Origin of the sequence: Pseudomonas carassii, from assembly GCF_036324045.1 — a bacterium.
GTDB lineage: Bacteria > Pseudomonadota > Gammaproteobacteria > Pseudomonadales > Pseudomonadaceae > Aquipseudomonas > Aquipseudomonas peradeniyensis.
This window is the reverse complement of sequence record NZ_JAZDCT010000043.1, coordinates 15,769-33,225: the sequence shown is the minus strand read 5'-3', so window position 1 is coordinate 33,225 and position 17,457 is coordinate 15,769. Positions and strand designations below refer to the sequence as shown.

The following is a 17,457-nucleotide window of genomic DNA, read 5'->3' as shown; positions in this document are numbered from 1 at the left end:
CAGATTGCGCAAGCACGGCCTTGCTAGAAACTGGCGAAGTGCGCCTGCATGCGCTCGGCATCGGCCGGACGCCCGCTGAACAGCTCGAAGGCCTTGACCGCCTGGAACACCGCCATGGTGCCGCCATCCAGGGTGCGGCAGCCCAGTGCCCGGGCATGACGCAGCAGCTCGGTCTCCAGGGGGAAGTAGATGATCTCCGCCACCCACAGCCGCGGGTGCAGCAGCGCGGGTGGCAAGGGCGTGCCGGGCAGCTTGGCCATGCCCACGGGCGTGGTGTTGACCAGGCCATCGGCGTCGGCCACCGCGCCGGCCAGGTCCTCGCCGAGCACGGCGCGACCGACGCCGAAACGCTGGGTGAGATTGTCCACCAGTGCCTGGGCGCGGGTCTGGTCCACTTCGAACAACTGCAAGCGCTCGACGCCCTCGGCCAGCAGCGCATGGGCCACCGCCGCGCCAGCACCACCCGCGCCCAACTGCACCACCTGACGCCTGGCGACCCCGGGTAGGCCCCGTCGCAAGCCTTCGGCGAAGCCCAGGCAGTCGGTGTTGTGGCCCACCCGCCGGCCCTCGCGCAGCACCACGGTGTTCACCGCGCCAATGCCACGGGCTTCGTCCGACAGCTCGTCGAGCAGCGGCAGGATCGCCTGCTTGAACGGGAAGGTGATGTTGAGCCCGGTGAACCCGGTGTGCTCGGCGGCATCGAGCAGGGCGGGCAGGGCGCTGTCGTCCAGGCCCAGCTGGTCGGCGTCGATCAGCCGGTACAGGTAGCGCAGCGCTTGGGCGTCGCCTTCATGCTCGTGCAGCGCCGGGGTGCGCGAGGCCTGGATGCCACGGCCGATGAGGCCGGCGAGGATGCCCGGGCCGTTCATGCCGCGTGCTCGCGCAGGTGTTCGCTGAAGTAGCTCAGGGCCATGCGGTAGCCCTGGCTGCCGAGGCCGCAGATCACCCCCACGGCGATGCTTGAGACAAACGACAGGTGGCGGAACGGCTCGCGCCTGTGCACGTTGGACAGGTGTACCTCGATCACCGGCAGCTCGCTGGCCACCAGGGCGTCGCGGATGGCCACCGAGGTGTGGGTCCAGGCGGCGGGGTTGATCAGGATGCCGTGGCAGCGGCCACGGGCAGCATGGATCCAGTCGAGCAGCTCGCCTTCGTGGTTGGTCTGGCGGAACTCCAGTTCCAGGCCCAGCTCGGCGGCGCTGGCGGCGCACAGGCGGGCCAGGTCGGCAAGGGTTTCATGGCCGTATTGGGCGGGTTCGCGGGTGCCCAGCAGGTTGAGGTTGGGGCCGTTGAGCACGAGGATTCGGGGTGTCATGACGGGGTATCGCTTTGTTGTTTTTGGATATCTCGATAATTGTACTATCTGGTTAGTTTGGTCAAATGATGGGCTGTATAAAGCGGGCGATTATCGGCTGCCTGTACCGGCCCTATCGCGGCACAAGGCCGCTCCTACAGGCGACCGCGCCCCCTTGTAGGAGCGGCCTTGTGCCGCGAAAGGGTCGCAAAGCGACCCCAGCAGGTCCAAGCCGGACGCCAATTATCATCACCTTGAAAGTGTTGGGTTTAAAGGCGTTAACAAGCATCCCGACCATGCCCGAGCAAATCAGTCGGCTAAGCTTGATCCCGCAGGCGCACGCAATGACCAATACGGGAGAGCACATGAACATCAGCAAAACGCCCAGGTGGGCAGTCGCGGCACTGGTCCTGGCCCTGGGCCTTAACGCCCACGCCGCCGAGAGCAAGCGGGTCGATGTGCTGCTGGTGGGCGGCGGCATCATGAGTTCAACGCTGGCGGTCTGGCTCAACGAGCTGGAGCCGGGCTGGTCGATGGAGATGGTCGAGCGCCTGGACAAGGTCGCCGAGGAAAGCTCCAACGGCTGGAACAACGCCGGCACCGGCCACTCGGCGCTGGCCGAGCTTAACTACACCCCGGAGAAGGACGGCAAGATCGACATCAGCAAGGCGGTGGAGATCAACGAGTCGTTCCAGATCACCCGTCAGTTCCTCGCCTGGCAGGTCAAGCAGGGCGTGCTGAAGAACCCGCGCTCGTTCATCAATACCACGCCGCACATGAGCTTCGTCTGGGGGGACGACAACATCCGCTTCCTCAGGAAGCGCTACGAGGCGCTGCAGGCCAGTCCGTTGTTCAAGCCCATGCAGTACTCAGAGGACCACGCGCAGATCGCCAAGTGGGTGCCGCTGATGATGGAAGGGCGCGACCCCAACCAGAAGCTCGCCGTCACCTGGACGCCGATTGGCACCGACGTCAACTTCGGCGAGATCACCCGCCAGTACGTGGGCTACCTGCAGACCCGGCCCAACTTCGACCTCAAGCTGTCCAGCGAGGTGGAGAACATCACCCGCAACGACGACGGCAGCTGGCACGTCGAGTACAAGAACCTCAAGGACGGCAGCACTTCGACCACCGACGCCAAGTTCCTGTTCATCGGCGCCGGCGGCGCGGCGTTGCCGTTGCTGCAGAAGTCCGGCATCGACGAGGCCAAGGACTATGCCGGCTTCCCGGTGGGCGGCTCGTTCCTGGTCACCGACAACCCGGCCATCGCCCAGCGCCACATGGCCAAGGCCTACGGCATCGCCGCCACCGGCGCGCCGCCGATGTCGGTGCCGCACCTGGATACCCGGGTGCTCGACGGCAAGCGCATGATCCTGTTCGGACCGTTCGCGACCTTCTCCACCAAGTTCCTCAAGGAAGGTTCGCTGCTCGACCTGTTCGCCAGCATGTCGTTGCACAACACCTGGCCGATGGTGCGGGTCGGGGTGCGCGAGTTCGACCTGGTGCAGTACCTGATCGGCCAGCTGATGCAGTCCGACGATGACCGTTTCGCCGCGCTGCAGACCTACTTCCCCGAGGCCAAGAAGGAAGATTGGCGCCTGTGGCAGGCCGGCCAGCGGGTGCAGATCATCAAGAAGGACGAAAACCAGGGCGGGGTGCTGAAGCTGGGCACCGAAGTGGTGACGTCCAAGGATGGCAGCATCGCCGGGCTGCTCGGCGCCTCGCCGGGCGCTTCGACCGCGCCGCCGATCATGCTCGACCTGCTGAACAAGGTGTTCAAGGACAAGGTGGCCACGCCCGAGTGGCAGGCGAAGATCAAGCAGATCATTCCGTCCTATGGCATCCGCCTGAACGAGCACCCGGACAAGGTCCAGGAAGAGTGGGCCTACACCAGCGAAGTCCTGCAACTGGCGACGCCCAGCGAGGTCGCTGCACCCTGAAGACCCGCCCATGACCAACCGGCCACTGTGAAGTGGCCGGCACTGGCGCAATGTTTTTTTCTCCCCAGGCCAAGCTCCCGAGTGCCTGATCCGCCATCCTCCGGATCGAACCCTCCCGTACTGCCTGCCCCGGCCCCTGGCCAGCCCGCCGCAAGCCCGCAAACCGCCCTCCGACACCCGAGCTTTTCCCCGCCGAACTCCCGATGTTTTTTCCTTTGCCTGTCACCACAAGCTGCGAATGTTGCCTCCGTGGACAGGCCGCCAGCCCCTCTGGATCAGGGTATGCAGCCTGTGCTCAAAGCAATGCGCGACCCACTCAACGTACGAACACGACGATAGGAGATTGCTTCATGTTTAAGCGTACTGTGATCGCCGCCTCCCTGGTGGCTGCTACCCTGGCTTCGGCCCAATCCATGGCTGCTGTTGTCGGTGGCGGCGCCACCCTGCCGGAAAACCTCTACAACGGCACTTCGACCCTGCCACGTCTGCTGCCGGCCGATTTCAGCTACACCGGCGTGGGCAGCGGCGGTGGCAAGACGGCGTTCCTGACCAACGCACCGGCCTCGATCAACCAGCCGGCCGGCACCAACGTCGACTTCGCCGGCAGCGACTCGGTGCTGAGCGCTTCCGAGCTGTCGACCTATAACAGCAGCAAGGCCGCCACCTGGGGCAAACTGGTACAGGTCCCGTCCGTGGGCACTTCTGTCGCCATCCCTTACAAGAAGTCGGGTGTGACCAACCTGCAACTGACCGGCGCCCAGCTGTGCGCCGTGTTCTCCGGCACCACCACCACCTGGGGCCAGCTGCTGGGCAGCGCCGACACCACCCCGATCAAGGTGATCTACCGTTCCGGCAGCAGCGGCACCACCGAGTTGCTGTCGCGCTTCCTGGCTGATTCCTGCCCATCGTCCTTCGTGGTCAGCAGCACCTTCACCACCGCCAACGTCGGCAGCGAGCCGGCCACCTGGCAAGCCGTCGCCGGCAGCGCCGATGTCGTCAACGCGGTCAACGCCACCGATGGCACCATCGGCTACGTCAGCCCTGACTATGTCGCCACCAACAACAACGCCGTGGTCGCCCGTGTCAGCAAGAACGCCATGGCCGCCGGCACCGCGCCGCTGCCGACCGCCGCCAACGCCCGTACCGCTCTCGGCACCGCCGTCGCCCCGAGCACCGCGGCCGACCGCGCCAACCCAAGCAAGTGGGTGCCGATCTTCAACGCTGGCGGCATCGTTCCGACCTCGGGCTACCCGATCGTCGGCTACACCAACCTGCTGGTCGGCCAGTGCTACCAGACCGCTGCTGACGCCACTGCCGTGCGCAGCTTCCTGAACGACCTGTACTCCGGCACCAAGGCCGCCACCATCGCCCAGCACTCCTTCGTCAGCCTGCCGGCCGCCTACGCCGCCGAGATCAAGAAGGTGTTCCTGGACAACGGCTATAACGAAGGCACCGACATCGCCAACGCTTCGGTCTGCAACGGCATCGGCCGTCTGTAAGCGACACGCGAAAGCCCAAGCCCGCAACGGGCGGACAACCGACGGTGGCCGGCACGGCACCGTCGGTTTTCGCGTGTGCGCGTAACCCAGGCAGATGAACTTTGCATGACAAAACTTCGGTCCGGGCTCGGGCCGACTGCCTTATGGCAAAGCGGCATCACGGCCGCACAGACCTGCCTTCCATGACCCAGCACAAGGAACCCTGCGATGTCGCGCGGCCAGCACCAGCCAGACCTTCCAGCCACCGTCGTCCAGCGCCGCCGCCAGACTGCGGGCCATGAGCCGATGCTGCTCAAGCCCCTGGCCCAGGCTATCGCGCTGCTGATGCTGGCGGGCACGGCCCAGGCCGCGCAGCCGTTTAGCTCGGCCTGGTTCGCGGCCAAGGGCGCCGCGCCCGCGGCGGGGGGCGGCGCGGGCGGCGGCAGCGTGCAACTGCCCGGCGCGCCACCGCCGCTGGCACAGCAGCAGCGTCTGAACCAGCAGTTTCAGCGTTCGGTGGGCAACCTCAACAATACCGTGGCCGCCATCGCCGCGCAGCAGGCCGCCCAGGCCGCCGGGCGCACCCTGGCCAGGGTGCAGCCGCAGACGGTGCCCAACGGCCTGGGCGAGGGCGGCCTGAAGGTCGACGAGAACCCGCTGACCAAGGGTTGGCAGAACGCCAAGGCACCGCAGCAGAGCCAGGTCGGCGGCAGGACGCAGGTGCTGATCGAGCAGACCGCCGACAAGGCGATCCTCAACTGGGAGACCTTCAACGTTGGCCGCGACACCACGGTCAAGTTTGACCAGCAGGCGCAGTGGGCGGTGCTCAACCGGGTCAACGATCCCAATGCCCGGCCGAGCCAGATCCAGGGCCAGATCGAGGCCCAGGGCACGGTGATGCTGGTCAACCGCAACGGTGTGGTATTCAACGGCAGCAGCCAGGTCAACGTGCGCAACCTGGTGGCGGCGGCGGCGCAGGTCAGCGACGAGCAGTTCCGCGAGCGTGGGCTGTATGTCGACAACAACGCCAGCCAGGCCACCTTCACCGAGGCCGCCGGCAAGCTCCAGGTCGAGCGCGGCGCGCAGCTGCAGACCCGCGCGCCGGCCACCTCCACCGAGGGGGGCGGCTACGTGCTGTTGCTGGGCAGCGAGGTGAGCAACGAAGGCCAGATCATCACGCCCCAGGGCCAGGCCACGCTTGCCGCCGGTGACGCCTTCTACATCCGTCGGGGCAAGGGCACCCAGGCCAACGCCTTCTCCACCACCCGCGGCAACGAGGTCGCCAGCAGCCTGAAGGTCGGCAGCAGCGCCGGCAGCGTGGTCAACGGCGGCTTGATCCAGGCGACGGGTGGCGACATCACCCTGACCGGCCATGCCGTGCGCCAGGACGGCGTGGCCCTGGCCAGCACCGCGGTGGACCGGCGCGGCAGCATCCACCTGCTCAATTCGGCCAGTGACGCCAGCGGCACGGTCAGTTTCGGCAAGGGCAGCGTCACCGCCGTACTGCTCGATGACAGCCAGGCCCTCGACAGCCAGCGGGAGGCTTCGCGGCAGGTGATCGATGGCGTCAGTGGTAACAATGCCACGGGCCGCTTCGACAACCTGAGCAAGGTCATCGACCGCCCCGAACAGTCGCGGGTGGAGGTGGTCAGTGGCGGCACCGTGCACTTCCAGGAAGGCGCCCTGACCCTGGCCACCGGTGGCCAGGTGGCGGTCAGCGCCGGGCTGCGCAGTCTGGTGGACGATGGCGCGCGCATCGACGTGGCCGGGGCCCTCGGGGTCAAGGTGGCCATGGAAAGCAACGTGATCAAGATCAACGTGCAGGGCAACGAGCAGCGCGACGCGGCCGGCAACCGCGACAAGGGCGGCCTGATCAACAGCGATGTGTGGGTCGATGTGCGGGAGCTGGTGCATGTCGGGAAGGGCGTCAACGGCTACGCCGGTGATCGCTGGTACACCGCCGGTGGCCTGCTCGAGGTCGGCGGCTACCTCGGCACCCGCAACCACAGTGTCGGTGAGTGGATGGCCCAGGGCGGCACGGTGACCTTCACCGGTCAGGACCTGGTGACCCGTGCCGGCGCCGAGATCAACCTGTCTGGTGGCACCCTGGCGGTGCAGGACGGCTACGTCCGACAGAGCTGGCTGCGCGGCGAGGACGGACGCCTGTACGAACTGTCGCGGGCCCCGGGCGACCTGCTCTACACCGGCTTGTACAAAGGCTACGAGGCGCATAGCGCGCGCTGGGACCAGACCCGCACCTTCTACAACCCGCTGATCGCCCCCGGCCAGCGCTTCGAGCAGGGCTACACCGTGGGGCGCGATGCCGGCAGCCTGGTGGTGGCGACCCACAGCGCGGTGCTTGATGGTCAACTGATCGGCCAGACCTGGCAGGACGAGCGCCAGGTCCAGGCGCCGGTGCGCGGACGCGACGGCTATAGCCAGGTCCACAGCGCCCAGGCCCAGGGCGCGCAGCTGGTGATCGGCCAGCAGGTGCCCGGCTATCTCTCCGATGCCAAGGCGCTGGGCTTCAGCCTGACGCCGGTCATGCAGCAGGTGCTGGTGCGTCAAGGGGCAGGCGGGCAGAGCGCCGACGTCGGCCTGCAGGCGCCGCTCGACGACAAACGTCGCGGGCAACTGCTGCTCGACAGTGACTGGCTCAACGGCTTGGCCCTGGGCGGCCTGACGGTCGCCGCCCAGCAGCGTATCCAGGTCGATGATGCCCTGCGTCTGGCCGACGGTGGCAGCCTGACGCTTTATGCCCCGCAGGTGCAGGTCAATGCCGACCTGACCGCCAGGGGCGGGCAGATGGTCCTGGGCGATGTGCTCAGGCAGCGGGTCCTCGCCAGCCTGCAGGACCTGCCGCTTGTTACTCCGACAGGGCTGCGCGCGCAGGTCGGCGTGGCCGCCGCCGTACGCCTGGATGTCAGCGGCTTGCGCAGCGAGGAGGCGAATCCCGGCGACCGAGCCTGGCGCAACGGCGGCATCCTGAGCCTGCGCAGCAGCGGCGATGTGCTGCTGGACAGCGGCAGCGTGCTGGACGTGTCCGGCGGTGTGGTGCGCCGCGAAGCCAACCGCCTGCTCGGCGGTAGTGGCGGCAACCTGACCTTGCAGAGCAGCGCGCTGAACAGCGCCGGGACCGGCCGGATGCGCCTCGACGGTGAGCTGCGCGGCTACGGCAGCAGCGGTGCGGGCACCCTGACCGTGGCCGCCGACCGGGTGAGCATTGGCGGCGCCGCGGATGGCAAGGCCAGCGTGCATCTGGCCGAGGACTTCTTCAGCCGCGGCTTCGCCCATTACGCCATCACCGGCAATCACAGTTTGAGCGTGGCCGCTGGCAGCCGTATCGACGTCACCCGGCCCGTGGAGCAGCTCGACGCCAGCCAGCCGGTCAGCGGCCAGGCACAGATCTGGCTGGCGCCGTCGCTCGTGCAGAACGCCGTGGCCGGCACCCTGGAATCGCGTCCCGGCGCCAGCCTGGCCCTGGCGGCGGGCGATACCCGTTTCACCCAGACCGTCCGCGAAGCAGCATTGCTCGAGGTCGGGCGCGGCGCGACGATCAGTGTCGACCCGTTGCAGTCCATCAGCCTGAGCAGCACCGCGCAATTGACCCTGGACGGCACCCTCAATGCCTGGGGCGGCAGCGTCAGCCTGCAGCAGCAGTGGCTGCCGGTGATGGACTCCGGCGTTTCCGAAGGCGCGCATCAGCGTTCCATCCGCCTGGGCGACCAGGCCCTGATCGACGTGTCCGGTCGGGCGGTCACGGCCGTTGACCTGCAGGGGCGCCGCTATGGCCGGGTCGATGACGGCGGCAGCATCGTCATCGGCGGGCAGATCAATCACAACCTGGGCACCAGTAATGGCGCCTACCTGTTCCTGGATATGGCCGAGGGCGCCCGCCTGCGCGCCGATGGTACCCAGGCCACGCTGGATATCCGTGGCCAGGGGCCGTTGGCCGTAGCCAGCAATGGCGGGCGCATCAGCCTGGCGTCGAGCCACGGGCTGCGCCTGAACGGCAGCTTCAGCGCCGCTTCCGGTGGTCTTGGCGCTGCGGGCGGCAGCCTGGAGGTCGCGCTGGATACCGGTCTTTACGTCAACGGCAGTCTGGTCGATGGGGTCAAGGCCCCCCGCGAGCTGGTCCTTGCCCAGGGCGCGACCAGTGTCGAGAACGGCCCGCTGCGCTATGGCCAGGGGCGGCTCGATGTCGCCCGGATCGCCCAGGGGGGCTTCGACAGCCTGTCGCTGCTCAGCGACGGCGTGGTGGCGTTCGATGGCGACCTCGATCTGCGGATGGCCCGCAGCCTGCAGCTGTACACCGGCTCGCTGGTGCTGGCCCAGGGGAGCGCAGGCGACGCCCGTGTTCACCTGCAGGCGCCCTATGTGCGGCTCGCGGGCAGCAACCACCGCAGCGGTGAGCAGGCGACCCGACCGACCCTCAAGGGCGGCCTGTCGACCCAGGACAGCACGGCGCTGTTGCAGGTCGACGCGCAGTTGCTGGACCTGCGCGATGCGCTGACCCTGGGTGCCCATGGCAGCCTTGCCTTGGCTACAGGCGGCACGCTGGATTTCGATCGGCGTGGCTTTGCCCTGGGCAGCCTGCGCAGCCAGGGTGACCTGCGCGTGCTGGGCAAGGTCGGCGAGGGCACCGACCGCACCTTGCTGCGCGGCAATGCCGACCTGGAGCTGCTCGCCGCGCAGGTCTACCCGACCACCGGTGCCTTCGGCCAGATCGAGACGGGCGCCAACGCTACCCTGCGCCTTGGCAGGACCGGCCAGGGCACGCCCGAGCAACCGTTCTCGGTATTCGGCCGACTGGCGCTGATCGCTGGCAAGGTGGAGCAGGGCGGCGTGCTGCGGGCGCCGCTGGGCGGGTTGTCGCTGGGGCAGGAAACGGGGGGCACCCAGTCCGTGACCCTGCTGCCGGGCAGCATCACCTCGGTCAGCGCGGCCGGGCTGGTCATGCCCTATGGCGCAACGGTGGACGGCTTGAGCTACCTGTTCGGTGGCGAGGCGGTGAAGCTGGTGGGGGCGGCAGGCGACAGCCTTTATGGGGTGTCGCTCAACGGCAAATCGATCGATGTCCGCCAGGACGCCTTGATCGACCTGGCCGGGGGCGGCATGTTGACCGGGGCCGGATTCGTCTCCGGACGTGGCGGCTCCACCGATGCCCGCTACCACCCTCTGATGCAGCTCGATGGCGAGGGTCGTCTGGTCCTGCCCACGCTGGACAGCAACCCGGTCTATGCCATCGTGCCGAGCTTCACCGGCCCCTACGCTCCGGTAACCGGCGAGGCCGGCGTGACGGCGCCGGGGATCGGCCAGCAGATCACCCTGGATGGCAGCATCCCAGGCCTGGCGGCAGGCACCTACACCTTGCTGCCGGCCAGCTACGCCCTGCTGCCGGGCGCGTTCAGGGTCGAGCTCAATGGCCTGGCCATGGCCGGAGCAGGCACTGGCAGCCAGGCGATGCGCAACGGTTCCTGGACCACCACGGGCAGCCTGTCGGTGGCCAACACCGGTATCCGCCAGGCGCTGCCGAGCCAGGTAATCCTGACCTCAGCTGACGTGCTGCGGCGCTATTCGCAGTACAACGAAATGTCCTATGCCGACTTCGCCCGCGCCGATGCCGTGGCCAAGGGCGTGCCGCGCGCGGCGATCGAGGCCGATGGCAAGTGGCTGAACCTGCGGGTGAATACCAACAATGACGCCGCCAGTACCTTGCGTGTCGCCGGCCGGGTGAACTTCGCCGCCGCCCAGGGTGGCCATGCCGGCAGCGCGGCGGTGTTCGGCGCCCGGGGCCTGGAGATCGTCGCCGACGGCGGCAGCGGCCAGGCCATCGGCGAAAACATCGCGGTGCTGTCGGCACGCGAGCTCAATGCCCTGCAGGCACCCCGGCTGACCTTGGGCGGGCGGGCCAATGTGCTCTACGGCCAGGGCGGCAACCAGATGACCTTCCTCGAAGGCACCAGCGATATCTGGGTGCGTTCGGGGGCCGAGCTGCGGGCCGGCGAGGTGTTCCTGACCAGCAACGATCCGCGTGGCGGCATCGTCGTCGAGCAGGGGGCCGGTATCGTCACCCTTGGCCGTGGCGCGGTGCCCTTCGGCGCCGATGACGGCTACTTCATCAACAGCAATGGCCGCGCCTTGCTGGCGGTGTCCAATGGCCGGCTGGAAGTGGTGTCCTCGCCGCTCACCACCAGCGGGGCGCCGGGCTCCATTGTCATTGGCGGCTGCAGCGCCGGCGGTTGCCAGGGCAATACCCGGCTGTACTCGGAAGGCTCGTTGTTCGCCGCCACCGACAAGACCTTCAGTCTCGATGATGGCGTGGCCTTCGGCACCCGTCACCTGGGCCTGTCGGTCGGGCGGATCAACGTCGGCAGCGCCGAGGCGCTGGCCCAGGCCCTGGCCAATGGTGTCCTGGGTCAGGGCCTGACCCTCAACCAGCAGGTGCTCGACCGCCTGCTGCAGGGCAGCCCGGCCGATGGCGTGCCCGCGCTGGAGACCTTGACGCTGGCGGCGTCCGACTCGCTGAACTTCTTCGGCACCACGGCGCTCGACACCTACGATCCGCTCACCGGAAAGAACCGCCTGCAGGCCCTGGTCCTCGGTGTGCCGGCCATCCATGGCAGTGGCCTGGCCGGCGACCAGGCGACCATCCGCACCGAACGCCTGATCTGGAGCGGTGCCCGTAATGTCGCGGGCGCGCCGATCGCGGGTGGAGCCGGCAGTGGCGATGGTGTGCTGGCCATCCGCGTCAAGGACCTGGAATTCGGCTATGGCGCCAACAGCCAGCCCGACGGCAGTACCGAGATGGCGCGCCAGACTCTGGGTTTCAGCCGTGTGGAACTGCACGCCAGTCACCAGGTGACGGCCAACCACAAGGGCAGCCTGCTGGTTCATCACCGCCGCGGCGACTACCAGGCCGACGGCGGCTTTGCCTACAGCGGTGGCGACCTGCTGGTGGACACGCCGTTGTGGACCGGCACCGCCGGTTCGCTGAACCGCATCGAGGCCGGTGGCACCTTGCGTGTGCAGGGTAGTGCGGGCACGCTGGCCAACGGCCGTGAGGCACTGGGCGCCGAGTTGAGTCTCAAGGCGCGGCAACTGCTGGTCGACGGCACCTTCAGCCTGCCCAGCGGCCGCCTGACCCTGCAGGCCGTGGACGACCTGCGCCTGGGCGACGCCGCGCGGGTGGACCTGGCCGGGCGCACCCTGACCTTCAATGATGTGACCCAGTACAGCTGGGGTGGCGAGCTGGTGCTCGGCAGCCAGTTCGGCAACATTCACCAGGCCGCCGGCGCGCTGATCGACCTCAGTGCCCGCAACAACCGCGCCGGCCGTCTGAGCGCCATCGCCCTGGGCGAGCAGGGCGGGGGCATCGAGCTGCTCGGCCGGATTCTTGGTGCGGCCAGCGGCCAGTATGATGCCGCCGGCACGCTGGTTCCCTACGCGGGCGGGGCAGTCGATATCCGTGCCCGGCGCCTGGACGACTTCACCGGCTTGAACCAGCGCCTGAACCGTGACCAGGTGTTCGGCGCGCGCAGCTTCCAGATCAAGCAGGGCGACCTGGTGATCGGCGATGAGCTCAAGGCACGGCAGATCAACGTGTCGCTGGACAACGGCCAGCTCAGGGTCGATGGCCATGTCGATGCCAGCGGCGAACAGGTCGGCAGCATCCGCCTGGCCGCCGGACGTGGCCTTACCCTCGGCGCCGGGGCGTTGCTCGATGCCCACGGCAGTGTGCTGCGGGTCGACAGCTACGGTGCGATCATCGACGCGCCGAACCGCGCCGTGGTCGAACTCAACAGCGGCCAGGGCCAGCTGACCCTGGCCAGCGGCGCGCGCATCGACCTGCGCCACGGCACCGCCTCCGGGCAGGGCGATGGTCGCCCACGGGGTACCCTGGAGCTGATCGCCCCGCGCCTGGGCAGCGATACCGCGGGCGATATCGCCATCGACGTGCGCGGCCCAGTGGACATCCTCGGCGCCCGCTCCATCGCGGTGGTCGGCAACCAGCGCTACACCGACGCGGCGCCAGGCGGCACCTCGGCCAGCGGCCGGCCGGTCCAGGTCATCGACCAGGACTACCTGAACCGCAAGCACGACCTGAGCGTGCAGTTCATCAACCACTTGCTGGGCAACCGCGACCTGCTCGACGTGCGCCTGGCCGGGCTCAACAACTCCCGCTACGCCCAGGCCCTGCACCTGCGGCCGGGCGTGGAGATCGCCACGGTCGATGCCCGTACCGACCTGGTGGTGCAGGGCGACCTGGACCTGTCCGGCCATCGCTACGCCAGCCTCAATCCGTTGACCCCGCAGACCTCGGTCTACGGTTCAGGCGAGGTGGGCAACCTGGTGCTGCGCGCCGGGGGCAACCTGGAGGTGTACGGCAGCATCAGCGACGGTTTCATGCCGGTGGACCTGGCCACCGACGACACACGCACGGACGGCAAGGGCTGGTTGCTGGTGCCCGGCAAGCAGCCCTTCGACAGCGACCTGGTGATCCCGCGCAGCGGCGTCGAACTGGCCGAGGGCACGCTGTTCCCCGAAGGCAGCCTGCTCAACTTCGACCTGCCGTTCGCCGCCACCACCTTGCCAGCCAACCAGCGCCTGCCCAGTGCCATGAGCCTGTCGACGCCCTTGACCCTGCCTGCGGGCACGGTGCTCGAGGCCGCGGTGCGCGATGCCGGCGGCAACCTGTTGTATGCCGCCGGCACGCTGCTGCGCGAACCGGTCACCCTGGCCTTTGGCACGCGCCTGGACGCCGGCAGCCGTCTGCCGGTCAGCGTGGCGGTGCAGGGCGGCACCTGGAGCAAGGGTGTTGCCCTGCCCAGCGGCGGCCTGAGCCAGCGCGGCGTGCTGGGCCTGGCCGTGGGCTCGCGGTTGCCGGCCGGCACCGACGTCAAGCTGGCCGAGGGCGTCGACCTGATCGAGCTGCGGCCCGCGGTCAATGGCCAACAGGGGCGCAACTGGGCGCTGGCGCAGATGCTGGCGCAAGGTTCGCAGTCCTGGTCGATGCGCCTGGTGGCCGGCGCCGACCTGGACGCCGCCGACAGTCGCATCACGCGTCCCGACACCGATGCCGGCGTGCTGCGCCTGGCCGACCTGCACTACATCGCTCAGCAGAAACGCACGGGGGGCGACGGTTCGGGGACCGGCCTGGTATGGGGGGAGCGCAACACCTTCGGCATGGAGCCGGGCAGCCCCGTGGCACCGGAGGACCTGGTGATGTGCGAGAACGAAGGCTGGTGCGAGCCTGCGGTCAAGGTCATCAAGGTCTGGGGCCCCGCCAACACCTTCGGCATGGAGCCGGGAACGCCGGTGGCGCCGGAAGACCTGGCGATGTGCGAGATCGACGGCTGGTGCATGGACAAGGTGCTGGGCGGCAAGAAGATCTGGGTCTGGGGGCCGGACAACACCTTCGGCATGGAGCCCGGCACCCCCGTGGCCGAGGCCGACATGGAGTTCTGCAGCATCCCCGGCTGGTGCCTGGAGATCGATGCGCCCACCGAGCCCGAGCGAATAGAGGTCACGCCGCAGACCTTGATGTTCAGCGTGCTGCGTACCGGCACCGGCGATCTGGACCTGCTCAGCGCCGGCGACTGGCGCATGGACTCGCTGTTCGGCGTCTACACCGCCGGCACCCAGGCGCCGTCGTTGCTGCGTGACGGCAGCGACCCGCACCAGGCCGCCCGTGGTCGGCTGGCCGACGGCAGCCTGCTCGGCGGCGCCGGCACGGCCTATGAAGCGTTGACCAACAGCCTGTATCGCGCCTGGTATCCGGAGCAGGGCGGTAACCTGCGCATCGCCGCCGGCGGCGACCTGACGGGCAACCTGGTGGCGACCAGGACCGGCAGCGCCCTCGCCAGGCCGCAAGCGGCGTCGGCCGCGGTGGGCAACTGGTTGTGGCGCCAGGGGCAGCCCAGCGCCGATACCCCGGCGGCCTGGTGGGTCAACTTCGGCACCTTCGCCCAACAGCCCCAGGCCACGCTGGCCGAGCCCTGGCTGGTGGGCTTCACCGGCATCGGTACCCTGGGTGGCGGCAACCTGGATGTCGGCGTGGGCGGCTCGGCGGGCCTGTTGCAGTCGAGCAACACCGCCGGCGTCGAGGCCGAGCGCAGCCAGGGCTTGAACCTGGTGGTCGGCGGCAGTGGCCGGATGACCGAGGATGGCCGTCTGCTACAGACCGGTGGCGGCGACCTCGACCTGCGCGTGGCCGGCGCCATCAACCCGGGCTCCAGTGCCCTGGAAATGGCGCGCGTCACCCCCGACCTGGGCGGCACGCTGGTCAACCTGCGCGGCGCCCTGAATGTGCAGGCGGGCAGCGTCGGCGTGGTCAGGCAGGTCTATGGCAGCAGTTTCGCCTTCAACGACAGCAGCGAGTCGCGTGCCTACGACCCCTTCACCTCGACCAAGGCGGCGGCGCTGGGCGGCCTGACACTGATGCCGGGCGATGCCGCCGTGCGCCTGGACAGCCGCGGCGACCTGGTCGTGCAAGGCGTGGGCGACCCGGGCCGGGTGCCGCAGTTCAACATGACCGGCTTCCTCGGCGACAACGGTGTGCGCTATGCCGGGCAGGGCAGCAGCTGGTTCTCGTTGTGGCGCGAGACCACCGCCGTGGACCTGCTGGCCCTGGGCGGCAATGTCACGCCGGTCAACATCGACGACGCCCGCCCCGGGCGCAACCTGCCGCTCTACGGGGGGCGGCTGTTCTATCCGACGGCCCTGCGCGTGTCGGCGGCCAACGGCAGCTTGTACTACGGCAGTTCGGCCAGCGAGCGGGGCGTCGCGACGTCCGCGTACTCGCTGATGACCGCGCCGTCTGCGCGCAGCGCCCTGCAATTGATCGCGGGCGAGTCGATCTATGCCGGTGGCTACGTGATCAGCCAGGCAGGCACCGACACGTCAGCCATCGCCACACCGCAGCGACCCGCCATGCTGGGCCAGGACTTCTCGTTCGTATACCGGGCCGGCAACCTGAGCGGGGACGTTGCCGGTAGCTTGGATACGGCGCCGTTGTTCACCTATGGACTCAACACCTACAGGGCCGGGCAGCGGCCGCAGGCGCCTGCGCGTTTCTATGCCTTGACGGGGGACATCCTCGGCTTGAACACCGGCGAGATCATCGAATACCAGCAGACCGGGCTGAAGCTGTACCAGGGCGCAGGGCCGGTGCGGGTGATGGCCGGGCGCGATATCGTCAATGCTGGCAAGGCGTTGGGGACCGAGCGCTTCGGGGCGACGGGCATGGTGGCGGGGGATCAGGGCAACATCCATTCCTCGGGCAACCTGATCATCCATGGTGACGCCCTGGATGTCTCGTTGATCAGCGCCGGCCGCGACATTCGCCTGAGCACCTTCAATGTCGCCGGTCCCGGTCAGCTGGAGGTGGTCGCCGGAGGCAACCTGTTCCAGTCCGGCCAGGGCGTGGGCTCGGCTTACCAGGAGGCGGCGATCAACAGCATTGGCCGGGTCGATGGTGGCGGTGGCGGTAACGACGGCGCGGCCATCGCCATCGTCGTCGGCGCCGGCAAAGCCGGTCCGGACTATACCCGCCTGCTCGAGCGTTACCTGGGCACGGAGCAGGGCCAGCCGGAGCAGCCGTTCAAGGTCTACGGCCAGGAGCTGCAGGCCTGGCTGCGCGAACGCTTCGACTTCACTGGCGACAACGCCGCAAGCCGCGCCTATTTCGCTGCCTTGCCCGTCGAGCAGCAGCGTATCTTCGCCCGGCAGGTGTACTTCAGCGAACTGCGCGAGGGCGGGCGCGAGTACAACGACGTCAACGGCCCGCGCACCGGCAGCTACCTGCGCGGTCGCCAGGCGATCGCCGCGCTGTTCCCGGAGCGCGATGTGGCCGGCAACCCGATCAGCTATGGCGGCAGCGCCACGTTCTATGGCGGCGCGGGCATTCACACCGACTTCGGTGGCGGCATCCAGGTGCTGACACCCGGTGGCCAGCAGGTGTTCGGCATCGAGGGCGAGGCGCCACCGTCCACCGCCGGGGTGATCACCCAGGGCAGCGGCGATATCCAGCTGTATTCGCAAGGCAGCATCCTGCTTGGCCAGAGCCGGATCATGACCACCTTCGGTGGCTCGATCCTCGGCTGGTCGACCCAGGGCGACATCAACGCCGGTCGCGGTTCGAAGACCACCGTGGTCTACACCCCGCCCAAGCGCACCTACGACCGCTGGGGCAACGTCGGCCTGGCGCCGAGCGTGCCGAGCACCGGCGCCGGCATCGCCACGCTCAATCCGATCGCCGAGGTGCCTCCGGGGGATATCGACCTGATCGCGCCGCTGGGCACCATCGATGCCGGCGAGGCCGGGATCCGGGTGTCCGGCAACGTCAACATCGCCGCGCTGCAGGTGGTCAACGCCGCCAACATCCAGGTCCAGGGCGATGCCAAGGGTATGCCGGTGGTGGCCTCGGTGAACACTGGGGCAATCGCCTCGGCCAGTGCCGCGGCATCGTCGGCCAGCCAGGCTGCCGAAGAGGCGGGCCGCCAGCAGCAGGCCGCGTCCAGGCAGCGCCAGCCGTCGGTGATCACCGTGCAGGTGCTGGGCTTCGGCGGCGAGCGGCTGGTGCCGGGGCAGGACGGGGCGAGCCTCAACCCCCAGTACAACCGCCAGAGCCCGGTACAGGTGCTCGGGGCCGGGGCGCTGGATGAGCGGGCGAAGGCGCAGTTGACCGAGGAGGAGCGGGGCAACCTGTTGCTATGAGCCGGGGACGGGCAGCGGCGATCAGCCA

The 17,457-nt window shown here is 68.7% G+C and carries 5 protein-coding genes; 3 read left to right on the top strand and 2 right to left on the bottom strand.

The features are described 5' to 3' along the window. Positions 1 to 23: 23 nt before the first annotated feature. Complete coding sequence (locus V0R62_RS23800) at positions 24 to 869, bottom strand: shikimate dehydrogenase (protein WP_330105467.1); 846 nt, start codon at positions 867 to 869, stop codon at positions 24 to 26. Continuing rightward, a complete protein-coding gene (aroQ, locus tag V0R62_RS23795; RefSeq protein WP_330105466.1) occupies positions 866 to 1,315 on the bottom strand; it encodes a type II 3-dehydroquinate dehydratase in 450 nt (149 codons plus the stop codon). The genes V0R62_RS23800 and aroQ overlap by 4 nt, the downstream gene beginning before the upstream one ends. 344 nt (positions 1,316 to 1,659) lie before the next feature. Between aroQ and mqo the strand changes: the two genes are divergently transcribed. From mqo to V0R62_RS23780, 3 genes are all read left to right on the top strand, one after another. Then, positions 1,660 to 3,234, top strand: coding sequence for a malate dehydrogenase (quinone) (gene mqo / locus V0R62_RS23790; RefSeq protein ID WP_330105465.1), 1,575 nt, complete (start codon positions 1,660 to 1,662; stop codon positions 3,232 to 3,234). A 350-nt stretch (positions 3,235 to 3,584) separates the two neighbouring features. Further along, positions 3,585 to 4,733 carry a substrate-binding domain-containing protein gene (locus V0R62_RS23785; RefSeq protein ID WP_330105464.1) on the top strand — a complete coding sequence of 383 codons (1,149 nt, stop codon included), beginning with the start codon at positions 3,585 to 3,587 and terminating at the stop codon, positions 4,731 to 4,733. A 207-nt stretch (positions 4,734 to 4,940) separates the two neighbouring features. After that, a complete protein-coding gene (locus V0R62_RS23780) occupies positions 4,941 to 17,429 on the top strand; it encodes a filamentous hemagglutinin family protein (RefSeq protein WP_330105463.1) in 12,489 nt (4,162 codons plus the stop codon). The last annotated feature ends 28 nt before the right edge of the window (positions 17,430 to 17,457 follow it).